Genomic DNA, 16304 nt, shown 5'->3' with positions numbered 1-16304 from the left:
ACGCAGTTTTGCCGTTTTCTAATCATCTTCATCACAGCCTGTATTTTCTCTTGAGGTTACGCTATAATAAATGTTGCTCTTTCTTTAATATATCACTCATGCGGTGATGGATAGGAGAATAGACTACATATAACGATATCCAGTGCCTTTCGCAGGTGACATTTATGCAGTGAATGGTAAAATAGGATAAAAACATAAATTTTTAAGGTGATGAGAAATGGAGCATTTGCTGAATCCAAGAGTAAAGGATATTGAAATTTCAGGCATTCGAACATTTTCAAATCTCGTATCGTCATATGAAGATGTCGTTTCATTGACGATAGGCCAGCCCGATTTTTATACGCCGCATCATGTCAAAACAGCTGCCAAAGCAGCCATTGACGAGAATTTCACCTCATACACTCACAATGCTGGTTTCCTAGAGCTAAGACAAGCGATCCAGCATTATATCAAGAAGAAAGTGAATCTTGATTATGATGCAGAGTCAGAAATCATTGTGACGACAGGTGCAAGTCAAGCAATTGATGCTGCGTTTCGAACCATTTTAACAGAAGGCGATGAGGTCATTTTACCTGGACCTGTATACCCCGGATATGAACCGATCATTCGAATGTGCGGTGCCATGCCCGTACATATTGACACAACGAATGCCGGCTTTAAATTGAATGCCAAGCTGATTGAGGATGCGCTAACGGAAAAGACAAAGTGTGTGGTTCTTCCTTACCCTTCAAACCCGACTGGTGTCACGCTTTCAGAAGAAGAATTGAAAGAAATTGCCCAGCTCCTTGAAGGAAAAGACATCTTTATTTTATCCGATGAAATCTACAGCGAGCTGACATTTGACCGGCCGCATCATTCAATTGCCTCTTTCTTAAAAGAACAGACCATTGTCATCAATGGACTGTCTAAATCTCATAGCATGACTGGATGGAGAATTGGATTTTTATTTGCTTCAGCTCCAATTGCTAAACATGTATTAAAAGTACATCAATATAACGTGTCTTGTGCCTCGGCTGTCTCACAAAAGGCGGCACTTGAAGCTGTGACAAATGGTGTGGATGATGCACTGATCATGAGAGAGCAATATAAGAAAAGACTCGATTATGTATATGATCGGCTCATTTCTATGGGGCTTCCGGTGATTAAACCTTCTGGCGCTTTTTATATTTTTCCATCCATTGAATCGTTTGGGATGAGTTCCTTTGATTTTTGCATGGAGCTGTTAGAAAGTACAAGACTTGCGGTCGTACCAGGCTCTGCTTTCTCTCCACTCGGCGAAGGGTATGTGCGCCTGTCTTACGCTTATTCACTTGAAACGCTGAAAGAAGGACTTGACCGGCTAGAACAATTTGTACTCGAAAAACGTTCCATTCATTCGCTAGATTGAAACAACGGCTCTCTTGCCGTTGTTTTTATTTTGCAGGAAACATGATGTGAAATACGGTGCCCTTTTCAGGCTGACTATCCACACGGATCGTCCCGTTATGATTTTCTAAAATATTAAATGTGACCATGAGGCCAAGTCCTGTTCCTTTTTCCTTTGTGGTTAAAAAGGGCTCTCCAATCCGCTTCATCACCGATTCAGGAATGCCGATCCCTTCATCACGAATCGTGACAAGTATTCCATCATCTTCTGCTTTGGCTGTGATGTCTACCTTTCCTCCGTCCGGCATGGATTCTACGGCATTTTTGATTAAATTGATAAACACTTGCTTGAGCTGATTTTGATCCCCGTTCATCAGGAGACCCTCCTCTATCTCACTTGTGTTCATTAAAATGCCATTTAAGTTCGCTTGTGTTTCTAACAAGGCTGTGACTTCGCTGATGATTTTTTTCAAATCCAGCGTCTGCATTGAGGACGTTTGCTGCGGTTTCGCCAGCATTAGCAGCTCACTCAAGATAATTTCTATTCGGCTCAGCTCAGAGAAAACAATCTCGAAGTATTGATCGCGATCTTTTGTTTTCGGTTTAATAAGCTGTAAAAAGCCTTTGATGGCGGTCAATGGGTTTCTGATTTCATGTGCAATGCCAGCCGCCAATTGGCCTGCAATCGATAATTTTTCAGAGCGGAGCATGAGCTCTTCTGTCTGCTTACGTTCGGAGATATCTCTTAAAATAATTTGAACCGCTGTTTCTCCAAAAAATGTAGTTGGGATACAGACCATTTCTGTATAAATCAGCTTATGTTTAAACGTATGACAGCTCATTGTGACAATCTCAGAATCTGATGCTCTTTCAATAATACGTGATAAACTCTTTTTGACCTTTTGCTGATCACAGGAATGAATTTGATGAAAGATATCCTTTCCTATTAATTTATCGTAATGCTCTGCTTCAAATAATTTAATGCCAGATTCATTCATAAACACCCACTTGTGATCATGGATGACCGCAATCGTATCAATGGAGTTTTGAATGAGCAGCTGATACCTCTCCCGGCTTTTTTGAAGAACGGTTTGAAATTTTTTACGGGATGAGATGTCCACGAGCAGTAAAAGCTCTGCCCGCTGATTTTGATAAATCGTCGGTGATGACTTTACCTCAATATGAATACTGCTCCCATCTTGACGCTTCCATATCTGTTCAATCATTCCGACTGGAAGTCCTTGCTGCAGCCTTGTTATTCGGCTTCTGACAATATCATGGTACTCTTCAGCAATAAAATCAAACGCGGACTTGCCGATCATGTCATCTCTTGCACTTACCCCCATTAATTGCAGCATTGCATCATTCGCATACACAATTTTCCCTAAAGTCGTAATACATAACGGATTTGGCAGCATGGCAATCAATTGTTCAGCTTCACCGACATTTTGGAAAGCCGGCAGACTGCCTAACGACTGTTCTGCTACTTTTGATGCTTCTTGAAATGCTGCTTTTTGGGGCTTAGTATCCAGCACCCTCATTTTCAGGATCATTTCTCTACTTACTTCGTTGTCTAACCCATCACAAGCAACAAAATCAATGCTTGCTTCGACCCATACAGCTGTCAGATCACTTCTTAGCAGTCTAAAGTGGCAAACCTCTAGCATGTGCTGATTGTAAAAATAACTTTCGACGAGAAATTGATCTTCGGTATGAACAAAGTCTTTCAAAAAACACCCTAGTAAATCCTTTTGTTCATAGAGCAAAAGCTGCTTACAGTTGGAAGAAATGTAGAGAAAGCGGCCATTAGAAGAAAGAACGGCATGTAAATCGATGTTCGAATACAATTGATTCGAATCTTTCATTTGTTGTTCCATCGTCGTCCGACCCTCCTTTTCATTTTTTAGGGTTGTCCTTAGATTGATGTATAAAAAAGATTCGCTAGAAAACCCGTATTTTCCTTCTGTCATCGAGGGAAACGTCCATATTTTCAGCAAAAAGGGAGCACTTTCTGCTGCTGTGCTCCCTGCGGTTTATTGTTTTTCATATTTCTTTTGTAATTCAACGTACTTATCCACAATTTTACTTGGGATGTTTTTAATAACAGGATCCTTATCTGAGACATAAGGTGTCACGACACTAAACGCCACCTTTGGATTAGAAGAAGGATAATATCCTCCAAAGGTTAAGTTGTACGTTGAATTTCCCCACCAGCTGCGGTTAGCACCATAGTAGAACGTTTGCGCTGTACCTGTTTTTCCCGCGACATCATGCTGACCAAATCGGCCAGCGGCAGTTCCGCCTGTTGATGTGACCATTTTCAGACCCGTTTTTACTCGGTCAATATCTGCTTTCGAGTTGTTAATCGTATTCAGCACCTTCGGCTCATATTTTTTTACGACTGGGCCTACTTCATCCTTCTTCGTTGGAAGATGAACACTTTTCACTACTCTTGGCTGAATACGGCTGCCTCCATTGGCGATCGTTGACATGTATTGTGCCACTTGAAGCGGTGTATACGTGTCATACTGACCAATTGCTTCATCAAGCAAGAGTCCGCCGACCGTCTTAGGATGCGTCTGCATCCCGCTTGATTCCTGCGGCAGATCGATCCCCGTTTTCACGCCAAGACCGAATTGCGCATAGTAGTTTCTCATTTTTTGTAAGTGCTCAGGCCTTGCAGGTAACGGTCCATCCTTTTGATAGGTGATGCCCGCCATTCTCATCGCTACTTGGAACATGTAGACGTTGGAACTTTTTTGGAGTGCTTGAATGTCGTTAACCCATCCAAGAACTTTGTAAGACTGTTTCGGCTTTCCATTACTCCCTGCAAAATAGAGCGGTGTATCCATATAGGCTTGGTTGTGTGACATCCCGTCCTGATAACCGCCAAGTACTGTGGCTCCTTTGACAACAGAGCCCATTTCGTACTGGGTCGTAAATGTTCCGATCGCATAATCTGTGACGTCTCTGCCGTCCATTTTCTTGCCTGACATGGCGAGAACATCCCCTGTGTGAGGGTCCATCATGACGACAAAGGCACGATCCATCATATAGTTTCTCGCGCTGGCGGATCTAAGCTCTGATTCAACGATTTTGTCGACTTCCTTTTGCAGCTCCATATCAAATGTCAGCGCAAGATCAAGTCCTCTTCGTCCTTCTGTCCGCTTGATTTCATCGAGCAGCTTCCCGCCAACCTGTGTATATTGAACGGTCGCTTTCTCTGGGTTTAGAAAATCCTCGTATTGATATTCTAAATAGCTCTTCCCTACCCGGTCATTTCGCGAGTAGCCTCTTGCCATATAGTAATCTTCACGCTCTTTAATGATTCCTTGCTCTGGTGTAGTCACACCGCCAAGTACATTATAAAGGGTCTTTTCATACGGATATTTTCTTGTCCAGTCGTTGATGACGTTCACACCAGGCAGTTCATCAAGATGCTCTGAGACAAGTGAAATTTCTTCATATGTCAGGCTTACGGATGAAGTTTGTTTTGATTCTTTCGTTTCATCGAGTAAAGCCACTTTTTCGTTCCCTTTTTTCTCTTCGTTTGGGTTCATTGCCTTCACGATTTGGGGCTCAAAGGCATATCCGCCTGTAAATCTACGGTAGATCGCTGCAACAGCTTTTTCCTCTGCATCCTTTTCGATCGCTTTGACTTCTTTCTTTGGGACACGCTCTACTTGAAGCGGATAGACATCCTTTGCATCGATATCTTTTTTCTCCGCTTTTGAAATGAGTTTATCCGCTTCTTTCGGATGGCTCGCCAGCCAAAAATCTCGAATGTCACGCTCTCTCAAAAAATCAGTATCCATTTTTATATAAGTCGCAAGTTTTCTTGCTACCTTAATCTTATCCTTCGCTTTCACACCGCTTTCTGATGTATAAACGATGGCAGGTACACTTTCGTTATCAACGACGACTCTTCCTCTCGCGTCATACATTTTTCCTCTTGGAGACGGGTATGATGCTGTTTTGACCTCTGTTCGGTTGGCTTGCTTTTTATAATCTTCACCATTGACGATTTGCAGCACACCAAGCTTGATCACAAGTCCAGCAAATAAACTAAATACAGCGAAGAAAAAGAGATTAATTCTCCAGGCGTTCCGGCGCTTGATTTTTTTTTGCTCGGCAGCACCTTGATGCTGTTTCTCTCCCACTTATGTAGCTCCTCTCATCCTTTTCAATCTTTTACAATTACCACTCATTATTGTAACACTTTTGTAATAGTTGTTACAGCGAAACGAGTGAAAAAAAGCTGTCAATCCCTAATCTGCAAAAAAATATACTAACACTTTAAAATATTGGTATGTTTATGTCGTTTTCTTTAAATGGAAGAATTCCCTATCCTTTGATATGAAGCGCCTCTTACGATGACTTTAACAAAAATGACAAACTTGCATTGTCAATGGAGGATGCTGGTACGTTTATAACAAAAAGTCCATGGTATGATTTTTTGTGAGAAAACAAAACAAAGATTTTAGGAGGAGTTACAATATGAAGAAGAAATCATTCTTTTTTTCAGCGCTGACAGCTGCTGCACTCATCACGTTCACTGGAGGACATTCAGCTGATGCGAAGGAGCTTAACCTGAAACAAGTAATAAATGTACAGCATCAAGCCATTGATCTTCATACACTAGCAGCAAAATTACATATCTCTTCAGATGTAAACAAGCTAAGCAAGTCGAATCAAAAAGAGATCGAAGCTCTATTAAACAAACTGATCAAAAGCGGTCAACCTGTTACAGGAACAAAAGTAGTAAAAGAAGTAAACAAAGCAAAACAAGAACAAAAACAAGAATCAGTGAAAAAACCAACTGCTTCTAAACCAAGCACTCCAGCAAAAGAAAATACAAACAACAACAGCAACACAAAAGCTGACCAAAAAGACACAACCGCATCAAAAGCAGACAGCAGCTTAAATGCATTTGAAAAAGAAGTGGTTGAACTTACAAATAAAGAGCGTGCAAAACAAGGCTTAAAGGCCCTTTCTGTTGATTCTAAATTAAGCAAATCTGCTCGCGCAAAATCTCAAGATATGAAAGATAAAAACTATTTCTCTCATACAAGCCCAACTTATGGATCTCCATTTGATCAAATGAAGCAATTCGGTATCACTTACAAATCAGCAGGTGAAAACATTGCCCAAGGTCAAAAATCTCCTCAAGAAGTTGTGACAGCATGGATGAACAGTGAAGGCCACAGAGCGAACATTTTAAACAAAAGCTACACACATATCGGTGTTGGTTATGTGAAATCTGGCAACTACTGGACGCAGCAATTCATCGGAAAATAATATCAAAAAAACCTGTCCCTATTTGGGACAGGTTTTTAGTTTGTTTTGAGAGTGCTGCAAACTATTTGACCCATAATTTATAGATGCTCTGGGTACCGCTGTTTTCTTCGCCCTGTTCGCTCAGCTTTTCATAAAGGGACTTCGCAAGTGAGAGCCCTGGCATTTCTTCCCCCATCAGCTCTGCTTCTTCAAGTGCAATGCCCATATCTTTGATAAAATGCTTCACATAAAACCCTGGCTCGAAATCGCCTTTCAGCATTCTTGGTGCAAGGTTTGACAAAGACCAGCTGCCGGCTGCACCTGTTGTGATGCTTTTGAGCACCTGCTCTGGATCAAGCCCTGATTTTTCGGCATAGGCCATTGCCTCTGCGACACCGACCATTCCTGCTGCAATGGCAATTTGGTTACACATTTTTGTATGCTGACCGCTTCCTGCCGGTCCTTGATATTGAATGTTTTCACCCATTTGCTCAAATAGCGGCAGACAGGCTTCATAGGCTGACCTTTCTCCGCCGATCATAATGGCCAGCGTGCCATTTTGGGCTCCTATGTCTCCGCCTGATACAGGTGCATCTAATGTAAATATACCTCTTTCCTTCGCTTTCAACTCAATTTCTTTTGCAAGCTGAGGCTTCGATGTTGTCATATCAATGAGATATGTACCTGGCGCAGCATGTGCCACAAGCCCATCTTCACCTAAATAGATCTCTTCTACATCAGATGGATATCCCACCATTGTAATGACGGCATCTGCACTTTCTGCAATCTCCTTTACTGCCGGCTTCCATGATGCGCCTTTTTGAATCAATGCGTCTGCTTTTGCTTTCGTTCTTGTATAAACGATCACTTCATAGCCTGCATCCATTAAATGTCCTGCCATACTGCGACCCATTACACCGATTCCTATAAAACCAACTGTTTTGATTTTTGCCATCACTTGTTCCTCCTTAAAGAGACTTTGTCAATCCACCATCAATGATCAGTGTTTGACCTGTCATATATGTATTGGCTTCTGATAAAAGAAACACTGCATATGCTGCAAATTCCTCTGGCTGGCCGTAACGGCCAAGCGGGATCGCTCGTTCAGCCTGTGCTTTGATTTCTTCAACCGTTCGATTCTCTCTTTGTGCGCGGTGCTTTTCCAGCTGTTTCACACGGTCTGTTTCAATTTTTCCCGGTGCTAACGTATTGATCAAAATACCATCCTTTGCAAACTCCAGAGCGGCTGTTTTTGTCCAGCCGGCTATGGCCGGTCTAAATGTATTCGACAGCATCAAGCCCGGGATCGGTTCTTTCACTGACATTGACGCAATATTTAACACACGTGCGCCGCGTTTTTTCAAATAAGGCAATGCCTCTTTTAATAATCGAATATAGCTGAGTAAATGAAGCTGAAATGATTCGATCCAATCTTCATCTGTTAAGGTGTCGAGCGTTCCTGTTTTAGGCCCGCCTGTATTGTTCACAAGAATGTCTAGACACTTCTCATCACCAGCCGCCGCTTGAACAAGCGCCTTGATTTGCCCGGCGTCAGATACATCACATACTTGATAAGTCAGCTGTCCTTTGACAAGCGGAGACAGCTCGTTGACTGTTTCTTTCAGCTTCTGTTCATGTCTTCCCGAGAGCATCACATCTGCTCCCTCTTTTGCTAGAGCAAAGGCAATCGCTTTTCCGATACCTTGACTGCTTGCAGCTACCAATGCTTTTTTTCCAGTTAGATTGACATCCATGTCAACACCTCCTCTAGTTTATTTTATCATACAAAAAGAACCTTGCTCACATCACAAGGTTCCTTTCCGCTCATTACACCTTAAATCGGTCAACCGCCTGACGCAGTGCCTGGCTTGATTCGTTCAGCATTTCAGTTGAGGTTTTCGTTCTTTCTAACACTTGAACTTGTTCATCTGTAGACGCATGCACTTCCTCAGCTGAGGCAGCAGATTCTTCTGAAATGGCAGCAATACTTTGAATGGAGTCACTCATCTTCTGCTGTTCTTCTGTCATTTCATTAATCTGTGTATGAATGCTGTCGATTGAACCGACAAGTGCCTGCATTTCCATTGTGATGCTGCTGAGTGCCTCACCGGTTGCATTGATGGCGGCACCTTGTTCCTCATTCATTTTACTTGCTGTTGTCATCGCTTCAGCCGCCTTCTTCGATTCATCTTGAATGAGTTTGACGGTTTCACTAATGTGTTTTGTTGACTGCGCAGATTGTTCAGCAAGCTTTCTGACTTCTTCTGCAACTACAGCAAACCCTCGTCCACTTTCTCCTGCTCTCGCTGCTTCAATGCTTGCATTTAGTGCAAGTAAATTCGTTTGATCCGAGATTTCAGAGATGGCGGTCACGACATTTTCAATATTTTTCGTTTTATGCTCAAGGTCTAGCAGCATTTGCTCAACCTTTTTCGATTCTTCACTCGCTTGTGTTGATTTTTGGACGAGCAAACCAAGTGCGTCAAGCCCTTTATAGCTTGCATCTTCAGATGATTTTGAGTTGGTTTGCATTTGCGTGGCAAGCTCACCCATATGGCGCACTTTCTCATACAAATACTCTGATTTTTCATTAATCGTTTCTGCATCTGATGCCTGCTTAGTCGCTCCTGTTGCCACCTCTTGAATGGCCGTTGCAATCTGTTCGCTAGACAGCAAAGTCTCATTTGAAATGTGGGTCACTTCATCCGCTGATTTCACAACTTGATCTGAAGCCCCTTTCACTTTTTCAATTAACTCCCTGATATCCTCGGTCATTTGATTAATGCTTTTCGTGAGGGAACCAATTTCATCTTGGGATTTCACTGCAAGCGTACTTGTTAAATCGCCTTCTGACACCTTACGCACATGCTCTATTAGACGCTTGATTGGCGTTGTAATGCTTCTTGCCAATAAGAAGCTGAGGATCATCGCAAGAATAATGGCCATGACGGAAATAATGATGCTTGTCTGATTCATTTGTTCTGTGATCCAAAGCAGTTTCTTTTTCTCAAAGCTGACACCAATCGTCCAATCAGCTTCTTTGATTTTAGATATGACCGTCAGTTCTTTTCTGTCATCAATACCTGAATTGTCGATCGCTTTTTTCACAGAAGCTACTTTTGATATGTTTTTTCCTTGCTCTGTTGGATGTGCTAAAATGGTTCCTTTGCCGTCAACTAAGAAAGCGGTACCCATATAAGGAATCTTTTGTTCCTTTATATAAGATTGAATGGAGGATAATTTCAAATCAAGTCCAGCGACCCCAACGACCTTTCCGTTTCTGACAATCGCCTTTGTGGCTGAGACGACCATTTCATTTGTTGCTTTATCGATATATGGATCAGTCCAAATGACTTCGTCAGGCTTTTCAGCTGATTGGATAAACCAATCTCGTTTAGATGGGTCATACCCTTCACCAAAATCGGACTCTGGGAAGGCGAACATTTTGCCGTCACTTGTTCCAATATAGGCAAGTGAAATAAGTTCATCCTGCTCCTGCAAGCCTTTTAGTTCATCGTTTTCGAAGACTAATGTTTGTTTTGTTTGTTTTTGCGCAAAATCTTCAGTAAGTGTACTAGTTGCCAGTTTATTAATTGTATCACTGTAATTATCAAGCTTTTGTGCAATGATGTCTCTCATGCTCTCTGCCGTTGCTGCTGTGGTGGTTTTTGCATCTCGTTCAATAAGTGGTGTTAATACTATGTTAGAACCCACTTGAACGGCCACGACGGTTAAAATTAAAATAACTGAGATGAAAACAGCTATTCTCACTTGAAGTTTCTTAAACATCTCATCACCCCTACATCTACTTTCACACCTTAATTTATATATCGGCAAAATGATACCGCATTCAATAGTTGTAAGAAAATTTAAATAGAAAAAACAAGCCGTATAGGCTTGTTTCAAGTAAAATATTCAATTTTTGCAGAAGGAAAGTACTGATCTATATATGACTCTAAAGTCTTTCTTAGTTCTTGTTCCTCATCTTTTTGATAGATATATTTTCCTATTCCGTATCTTCCCCACTTGTATCTTCTTTTTTCTTCGTCCAACTCTAATTTTGATTTTGGGTAGTTTTTTTGAATCACACGCTTTGCTGGTTTTGTAAAGCGATGCTGAATCATCTCAAAGGTGATATCGTCTCTCACATCTTCAGGAAGAGCTGCATCAAGCTTTTCAAAAAGAACTTTATATCCTTCCTGCCAGCCTTCATGGATATAGATTGGAGCAACAATAAAGCCTAGAGGATAGCCTGCCTTTGCGACCTTAACAGCCGCTTCAATCCGCTGATCTAGCGGTGATGTTCCGGGCTCAAAATATTTAATGACATAATCGGCATTGATACTAAAACGGAATCTTGTCCGGCCATTATGCTTTGCGTCTAACAGATGATCAACATGATGGAACTTCGTGACAAAGCGAAGCTTTCCTAAGTCGGTCTGCCCAAAGTATTCAATCGCTCGTTTGAGTGTATGTGTCAAATGGTCAATTCCTACGATGTCTGAAGTACATGATGCTTCAAATCTCGTGATATCCGGCGCCCGCTCGTTCATGTATTGCTCTGCCTGATCTAATATTTCTTCTACATTGACGTACGTTCGAATGTACGGCTTACTTCCCATTGTTGTTTGCAAATAGCAATAATGACAATGTCCCATACACCCTGTTGCAAATGGGATTGCATACTCTGCAGATGGTTTAGATGAGTCAAACTTCAATGTCTTCCTCACACCAATGACAAGCGTTGACTTCGCATTACGATACTTTTGCAAGTCATTTTTTCCCGGAATATTTCTGACCTGGTTGTGTGAAGTCGTTTCTCTTATTTCGATTCCCATACCCTCAAACTTTTCCTTCAGCTCTCGTCCTAACGGGTACTCTAACGCCCGGGGTTCAATGTAAACAAGCTGGGGAACGAAAGGTTTGATCATATTAAGCACATCCTTACCTTTAAGGTTTTCATACCGTTACTTTAACCGCACAGGATGGCTTTTATCCTTTCTAAAATCTCCCTTATTCAAACAAGTCTTGATAAAGAGCTTCTGCTTCTTCATATGTTGGAAACACAGCATCATCAGGTGCTAGTGGATGATACGTTTCAAGTAAAAAGAGGGCAAGCTCTTCTTCGTTGTATGGATGTGAAACAATTTCTGCTTCTTTAATTTGTGCTACGTTTGCAGCATGTGGATTTCGATAAATCACATATACTTGATCACCCGGTTTGTAGTCTGAGAAAGGCAATCTGGTCACCTCCATTTTTTAATTATAGGGTGCCCTTCTCACTGCCCAATATGACTCATTATGATAAAATTCGACAAAAAAACCAGACAGTCTCACCTGTCTGGTTTTCATTCACTTAGTTCTGTTGAAACGTCTTCTTGACGAAATCAACCACTTCTTCTGTTGTGCTAAGTGATAAAATATGCTCTTTAAATGATGCAGCTTCTTCTTTAGAAAGCTTGCTTAGCTGCGTTCTAGCTGGAAGAATGGATGTTGCACTCATTGAGAATTCATCTAATCCTAATCCAAGTAGAAGTGGGATTGCGATTTCATCTCCTGCCATCTCTCCGCACATACCGACCCATTTACCCTCTTTATGCGCTGCTTCGATCACAAGCGTAATAAGACGTAAAATCGCTGGGTTGTAAGGCTGATAAAGGTAAGACACTCGTTCGTTCATTCGATCAGCAGCCATTGTGTATTGAATCAAATCATTCGTTCCAATACTGAAGAAATCTACTTCTTTTGCAAATTGGTCTGCGATGACAGCTGTTGATGGAATTTCTACCATCATTCCGATTTCAATGGAATCAGAAACGTCTGTACCAGCGGCAACCAATGCTTCTTTTTCTTCAAGTAAAATGGCTTTTGCTTCTCTAAATTCTGATAACGTCGCGATCATAGGGAACATGATTTTCAAGTTTCCATATGTACTTGCACGAAGTAAGGCGCGTAGTTGTGTTCTGAAAATCTCCTGCTCTTCCAGGCAAAGGCGAATGGCTCTATAGCCAAGGAACGGGTTCATTTCTTTTGGAAGCTGCAAGTAAGGAAGTTCTTTATCGCCACCAATATCTAGTGTGCGGACAACCACTGCTTTCCCTTCCATCTTCTCTAAAACTGTTTTATAGGCATCAAACTGCTCTTCTTCTGTAGGAAGCTGGTCTCTGCCCATGTATAAAAATTCAGTACGGTACAATCCGACTGCTTCGCCGCCATTTTCAAGTACACCTTTTACATCTTCAGGTGTTCCGATATTTGCAGCTAGCTCTACGTGAACGCCGTCTTTTGTAACCGTTGGCTGGTCAACAAGTTTCGCCCATTCCGCTTTTTGAGCTAAGTAGTCTTCATGCTTTTTTTGATACGCTTTCACTTCATCTTCAGAAGGCTGAATGATGACGTCGCCGCTAATACCATCCACAATGATCAGATCATCGTTTTTCACCGTTTTTGTTGCTTCTTTTGTCCCAACAACTGCTGGAATCTCCATAGATCTTGCCATGATCGCTGAGTGAGAAGTACGACCGCCGATATCTGTTGCAAAGCCTTTGACAAATTGTCTGTTCAGCTGAGCAGTATCAGAAGGTGTTAAATCTTCAGCAATGATGATGACTTCTTCAGAAATCATGCTTGGGTTTGGAATGTCAACGCCTAGCAAATGGCCAGTCACACGTTTCGTTACGTCGCGAATATCCGCTGCACGTTCCTTCATGTATTCATTGTCCATTGCTTCGAACATTGTGACAAACATTGTCGCTGTTTCTTTTAAAGCAAACTCAGCATTTACTTTATCAGATTTGATTTTATCCTTTACTGGGTTTAGCAGTTCAGGATCACTTAACACAAGAAGGTGGGCAGAAAAGATATCTGCTTTGTCTTGGCCAAGCTCTTTTAGCGCATGCTCTTTAATTGCTTCAAGTTCTTGTTTAGAAACATGAATTGCTTCTTCAAAACGCTTCACTTCTGTCTCTGGATCATTGATGTCTTTTTGGTGAACTGTTAAATCTGGTTCTTCCAGACGATACGCTTTTGCAATCGCAACGCCTGCTGAAGCACCGATTCCTTTCAGTTGTTGCATTACTCGCCTAGGCCTTCACTTTTCATTGTGTCTTTAAGCGCAGCAAGTGCATCATTTTCATCAGAACCAGAAGCAGAGATTGTGATTGTAGCACCTTTCGCAATTCCTAGAGACATTACACCCATAATAGATTTCAGGTTCACTGTTTTACCATTATATTCTAAGTTGATATCAGCATCATATTTACTAGCAGTTTGTACAAGAACTGTTGCAGGACGTGCGTGAATTCCAGAATCTGCAGTTACTTTGAATGTTTGTTGAGCCATTTTTATCAATCTCCTTTTTATACAATTAATACATCCACAATATTATATCATACTGCCGAGCTTGTCATCTAACAAGAACGGCAGTTATGAAAATTATTTTGAAATTTTCATGATGTTTTCTTGTCCAGCTTTGATTTCACCGGATGCTTGAAGGTCAATAAATTGTCCTTCACTTAAGTTGGTAAATACAATTGGAGTCATCAAAGATGGTACTTCAGACTTAATTTTATCAATATCAACCTCTAAAAGTTTTTGACCGATTTCTACTTGATCTCCCTCTTGTACAAATGCTTCAAACCCTTCTCCTTTGAGGCCGACCGTATCAATTCCGAAGTGGATCAAAATTTCAAGTCCACCATCAGATTGCAGGCCAATGGCGTGTTTCGTCGGGAACACATTTAAGATCTTCCCTCTTACCGGTGAAACAACCGTTCCATCTGTTGGGAAGATGGCGAAACCGTCACCCATCATTTTCCCTGAGAATACTTGATCTGGTACATCTGTAATTGGATGAAGCTCCCCTGTAATTGGTGAAGCAAAAATTTCTTCCCCTTGCTCATTTTGAAGCGGCTTTGCAATAACTTCTTCAACCTGCTGGCTGACTTCTTCTTTTGCAGAAGGGTCTTTCGCTGGACGAGGCGTGCGGCCTGCAATGATGTCCTGCATTTGTGTTTTTAAGTTATCAGAGCGCGGGCCGAAAATGGCCTGGATGTTGTTTCCTACTTCGAGAACACCAGAAGCGCCAAGCTTTTTCAAACGGTCTTTATCCACTTTCTTCTGATCATTCACAGTGACACGTAAACGCGTGATACAAGCATCCAGGTGCTTAATGTTTTCTTGATCACCCATTGCTTCAAGGATTTCATAAGGCAAGTCATTCCCTTTTTCAGACTTCGCCTCACTTGCTCCATCTGCTGCTTCATCCTCGCGGCCTGGTGTTTTCAGATTAAATTTGCGAATGGCGAATCTAAATCCGAAGTAGTAAATGACAGCAAGTACAAGACCTACTGGAATGACGAGCCACCAAGCGGTTCTATTTGGCAGGATACCAAATAGGAAGAAGTCGATTAACCCTCCTGAGAAGGTCATCCCGATTTTCACGTTTAGAATATCCATTATCATAAAGGATAATCCAGCGAATACACAGTGAATCGCAAATAATACTGGTGCAACAAACAAGAATGAGAATTCAAGCGGTTCAGTGATCCCTGTAAGGAAAGAAGTAAGGGCCGCTGATCCCATAATTCCTGCTACTAGCTTTTTATTCTTTGGTTTTGCTTCATGGTAAATCGCAAGTGCTGCTGCTGGAAGACCGAACATCATGAACGGATATTTCCCTGTCATGAATGTACCAGCTGTCAGCTGAACACCATCTTTGATTTGCGCCATGAAAATACGCTGGTCACCACGGACAAGCTCTCCTGATAAGCTCTTGTAGCTAAAGAACTCATACCAGAATGGTGAGTAGAAAATGTGGTGCAGACCAAACGGAATTAATGATCGTTCAATGACACCGAATACAAAGGCAGCCAGCGGCTCATTCGCTGCGAGCAGTCCTGTTGAAAATGAGTTCAGTGCACCTTGGATTGGCGGCCAAATGACTAGCATCAATAGCCCTAAAATAAGTGCTGAAATAGAAGTAACGATTGGAACAAAACGCTTACCAGCAAAGAAGCCAAGATATTGCGGGAGCTCAATTTTGTAAAATTTATTATACATATAAGCTGCTAATACCCCGACGATAATCCCGCCAAAAACGCCGGTAGACAAGGTCGGTATGCCGAGCATATTAATATATGCTGGATGGCTTTCCTTGAAAAACTTAGCCAGTTTGAGTGAATCAGATGGAATGGATCCGTTAGCCATTAATACGGCACTCATCGTGACGTTCATGACAAGGTAACCGATGATAGCGGCAATCCCTGCCACTCCGTCTCCATTGGCAAGACCGATGGCAACCCCTACGGCAAATAATAGCGGAAGATTCGAGAAGACGATGTTCCCCGCATTCTCCATGACACTTGCAACAAGCTGAATTGTATCATTGCTTAAAAATTGAGCTACATCAATCAGCTGCGGATTTTGCATCGCATTCCCAAGTGCCAGTAAAATACCAGCAGCAGGAAGGATCGCAACTGGAAGCATGAGTGCTCGTCCAATTTTTTGCAACACACCAAAAAGTGATTTAAACACTGGTTGAACCTCCTTTTGTTTTCGCTTACAACATACATTTGGGATGCTCCCTGACGTACATTTCATAATTAACCGTTTACATTTCACTTTCAAACGCAAAAAAAGGCATGGTGATATAAGGTTGCGCA

Annotated in this window: 12 protein-coding genes; 2 read left to right on the top strand and 10 right to left on the bottom strand. The window is 41.8% G+C overall.

Annotated elements, in window-relative coordinates:
* The first annotated feature begins 217 nt into the window (after positions 1-217).
* Positions 218-1387, top strand: a complete 1170-nt coding sequence (locus MHI46_RS06790) for an aminotransferase A (RefSeq protein WP_024426854.1) — start codon at positions 218-220, stop codon at positions 1385-1387.
* Positions 1388-1412: 25 nt separating this feature from the next.
* Here the strand turns inward: MHI46_RS06790 and MHI46_RS06785 are convergent, their stop codons facing one another.
* Positions 1413-3242 (bottom strand): PAS domain-containing protein, encoded by a 1830-nt coding sequence (locus MHI46_RS06785; protein ID WP_342503186.1) that lies wholly within the window; start codon positions 3240-3242, stop codon positions 1413-1415.
* 156 nt (positions 3243-3398) lie between these two features.
* Positions 3399-5525 carry a penicillin-binding protein 2 gene (locus MHI46_RS06780; protein ID WP_024426852.1) on the bottom strand — a complete coding sequence of 709 codons (2127 nt, stop codon included), beginning with the start codon at positions 5523-5525 and terminating at the stop codon, positions 3399-3401.
* Positions 5526-5862: 337 nt separating this feature from the next.
* On the opposite strand from MHI46_RS06780, the gene MHI46_RS06775 reads away from it, so the two are divergent.
* Positions 5863-6663 carry a CAP domain-containing protein gene (locus MHI46_RS06775; protein WP_041108781.1) on the top strand — a complete coding sequence of 267 codons (801 nt, stop codon included), beginning with the start codon at positions 5863-5865 and terminating at the stop codon, positions 6661-6663.
* A 61-nt stretch (positions 6664-6724) separates the two neighbouring features.
* Here MHI46_RS06775 and MHI46_RS06770 read toward each other — a convergent pair whose 3' ends face one another.
* From MHI46_RS06770 to ptsG, 8 genes are all read right to left on the bottom strand, one after another.
* Complete coding sequence (locus tag MHI46_RS06770) at positions 6725-7597, bottom strand: NAD(P)-dependent oxidoreductase (RefSeq protein WP_125586295.1); 873 nt, start codon at positions 7595-7597, stop codon at positions 6725-6727.
* 13 nt (positions 7598-7610) lie between these two features.
* Entirely contained in the window at positions 7611-8396 is a 786-nt protein-coding gene (locus MHI46_RS06765) for an SDR family oxidoreductase (RefSeq protein ID WP_024424700.1), read from the bottom strand.
* 73 nt (positions 8397-8469) lie between these two features.
* The gene (locus MHI46_RS06760; protein ID WP_342503185.1) at positions 8470-10431 is read right to left on the bottom strand and encodes a methyl-accepting chemotaxis protein; all 1962 of its coding nucleotides are present in this window, start codon (positions 10429-10431) and stop codon (positions 8470-8472) included.
* A gap of 113 nt (positions 10432-10544) precedes the next feature.
* Complete coding sequence (gene splB / locus MHI46_RS06755) at positions 10545-11573, bottom strand: spore photoproduct lyase (RefSeq protein ID WP_024424698.1); 1029 nt, start codon at positions 11571-11573, stop codon at positions 10545-10547.
* A gap of 82 nt (positions 11574-11655) precedes the next feature.
* Positions 11656-11898 (bottom strand): transcriptional regulator SplA domain-containing protein, encoded by a 243-nt coding sequence (locus MHI46_RS06750; RefSeq protein WP_044331928.1) that lies wholly within the window; start codon positions 11896-11898, stop codon positions 11656-11658.
* Positions 11899-11998: 100 nt separating this feature from the next.
* Positions 11999-13717 carry a phosphoenolpyruvate--protein phosphotransferase gene (gene ptsP / locus MHI46_RS06745; protein WP_024426847.1) on the bottom strand — a complete coding sequence of 573 codons (1719 nt, stop codon included), beginning with the start codon at positions 13715-13717 and terminating at the stop codon, positions 11999-12001.
* A complete protein-coding gene (locus tag MHI46_RS06740) occupies positions 13717-13983 on the bottom strand; it encodes a phosphocarrier protein HPr (protein WP_003211078.1) in 267 nt (88 codons plus the stop codon). Before MHI46_RS06740 ends, ptsP begins: the two co-directional genes overlap by 1 nt.
* Positions 13984-14076: 93 nt before the next feature.
* Positions 14077-16176 carry a glucose-specific PTS transporter subunit IIBC gene (gene ptsG, locus MHI46_RS06735; protein ID WP_098677363.1) on the bottom strand — a complete coding sequence of 700 codons (2100 nt, stop codon included), beginning with the start codon at positions 16174-16176 and terminating at the stop codon, positions 14077-14079.
* Positions 16177-16304: the final 128 nt, after the last annotated feature.

This window comes from Bacillus sp. FSL K6-1000, assembly GCF_038630785.1.
GTDB lineage: Bacteria > Bacillota > Bacilli > Bacillales > Bacillaceae > Bacillus > Bacillus safensis.
Note: the sequence above shows the minus strand (reverse complement) of the source record. Positions and strands in the feature narration are given on the sequence as shown.

Bases quoted from the DNA above. Each gene is read 5' to 3' on its own strand.
- ptsP (WP_024426847.1), bottom strand. From the start codon at position 13,717: ATGCAACAACTGAAAGGAATCGGTGCTTCAGCAGGCGTTGCGATTGCA.
- MHI46_RS06760 (WP_342503185.1), bottom strand. From the start codon at position 10,431: ATGTTTAAGAAACTTCAAGTGAGAATAGCTGTTTTCATCTCAGTTATT.
- MHI46_RS06740 (WP_003211078.1), bottom strand. From the start codon at position 13,983: ATGGCTCAACAAACATTCAAAGTAACTGCAGATTCTGGAATTCACGCA.
- MHI46_RS06775 (WP_041108781.1), top strand. From the start codon at position 5,863: ATGAAGAAGAAATCATTCTTTTTTTCAGCGCTGACAGCTGCTGCACTC.
- MHI46_RS06790 (WP_024426854.1), top strand. From the start codon at position 218: ATGGAGCATTTGCTGAATCCAAGAGTAAAGGATATTGAAATTTCAGGC.
- MHI46_RS06765 (WP_024424700.1), bottom strand. From the start codon at position 8,396: ATGGATGTCAATCTAACTGGAAAAAAAGCATTGGTAGCTGCAAGCAGT.
- MHI46_RS06785 (WP_342503186.1), bottom strand. From the start codon at position 3,242: ATGGAACAACAAATGAAAGATTCGAATCAATTGTATTCGAACATCGAT.
- MHI46_RS06750 (WP_044331928.1), bottom strand. From the start codon at position 11,898: ATGGAGGTGACCAGATTGCCTTTCTCAGACTACAAACCGGGTGATCAA.
- MHI46_RS06770 (WP_125586295.1), bottom strand. From the start codon at position 7,597: ATGGCAAAAATCAAAACAGTTGGTTTTATAGGAATCGGTGTAATGGGT.
- splB (WP_024424698.1), bottom strand. From the start codon at position 11,573: ATGATCAAACCTTTCGTTCCCCAGCTTGTTTACATTGAACCCCGGGCG.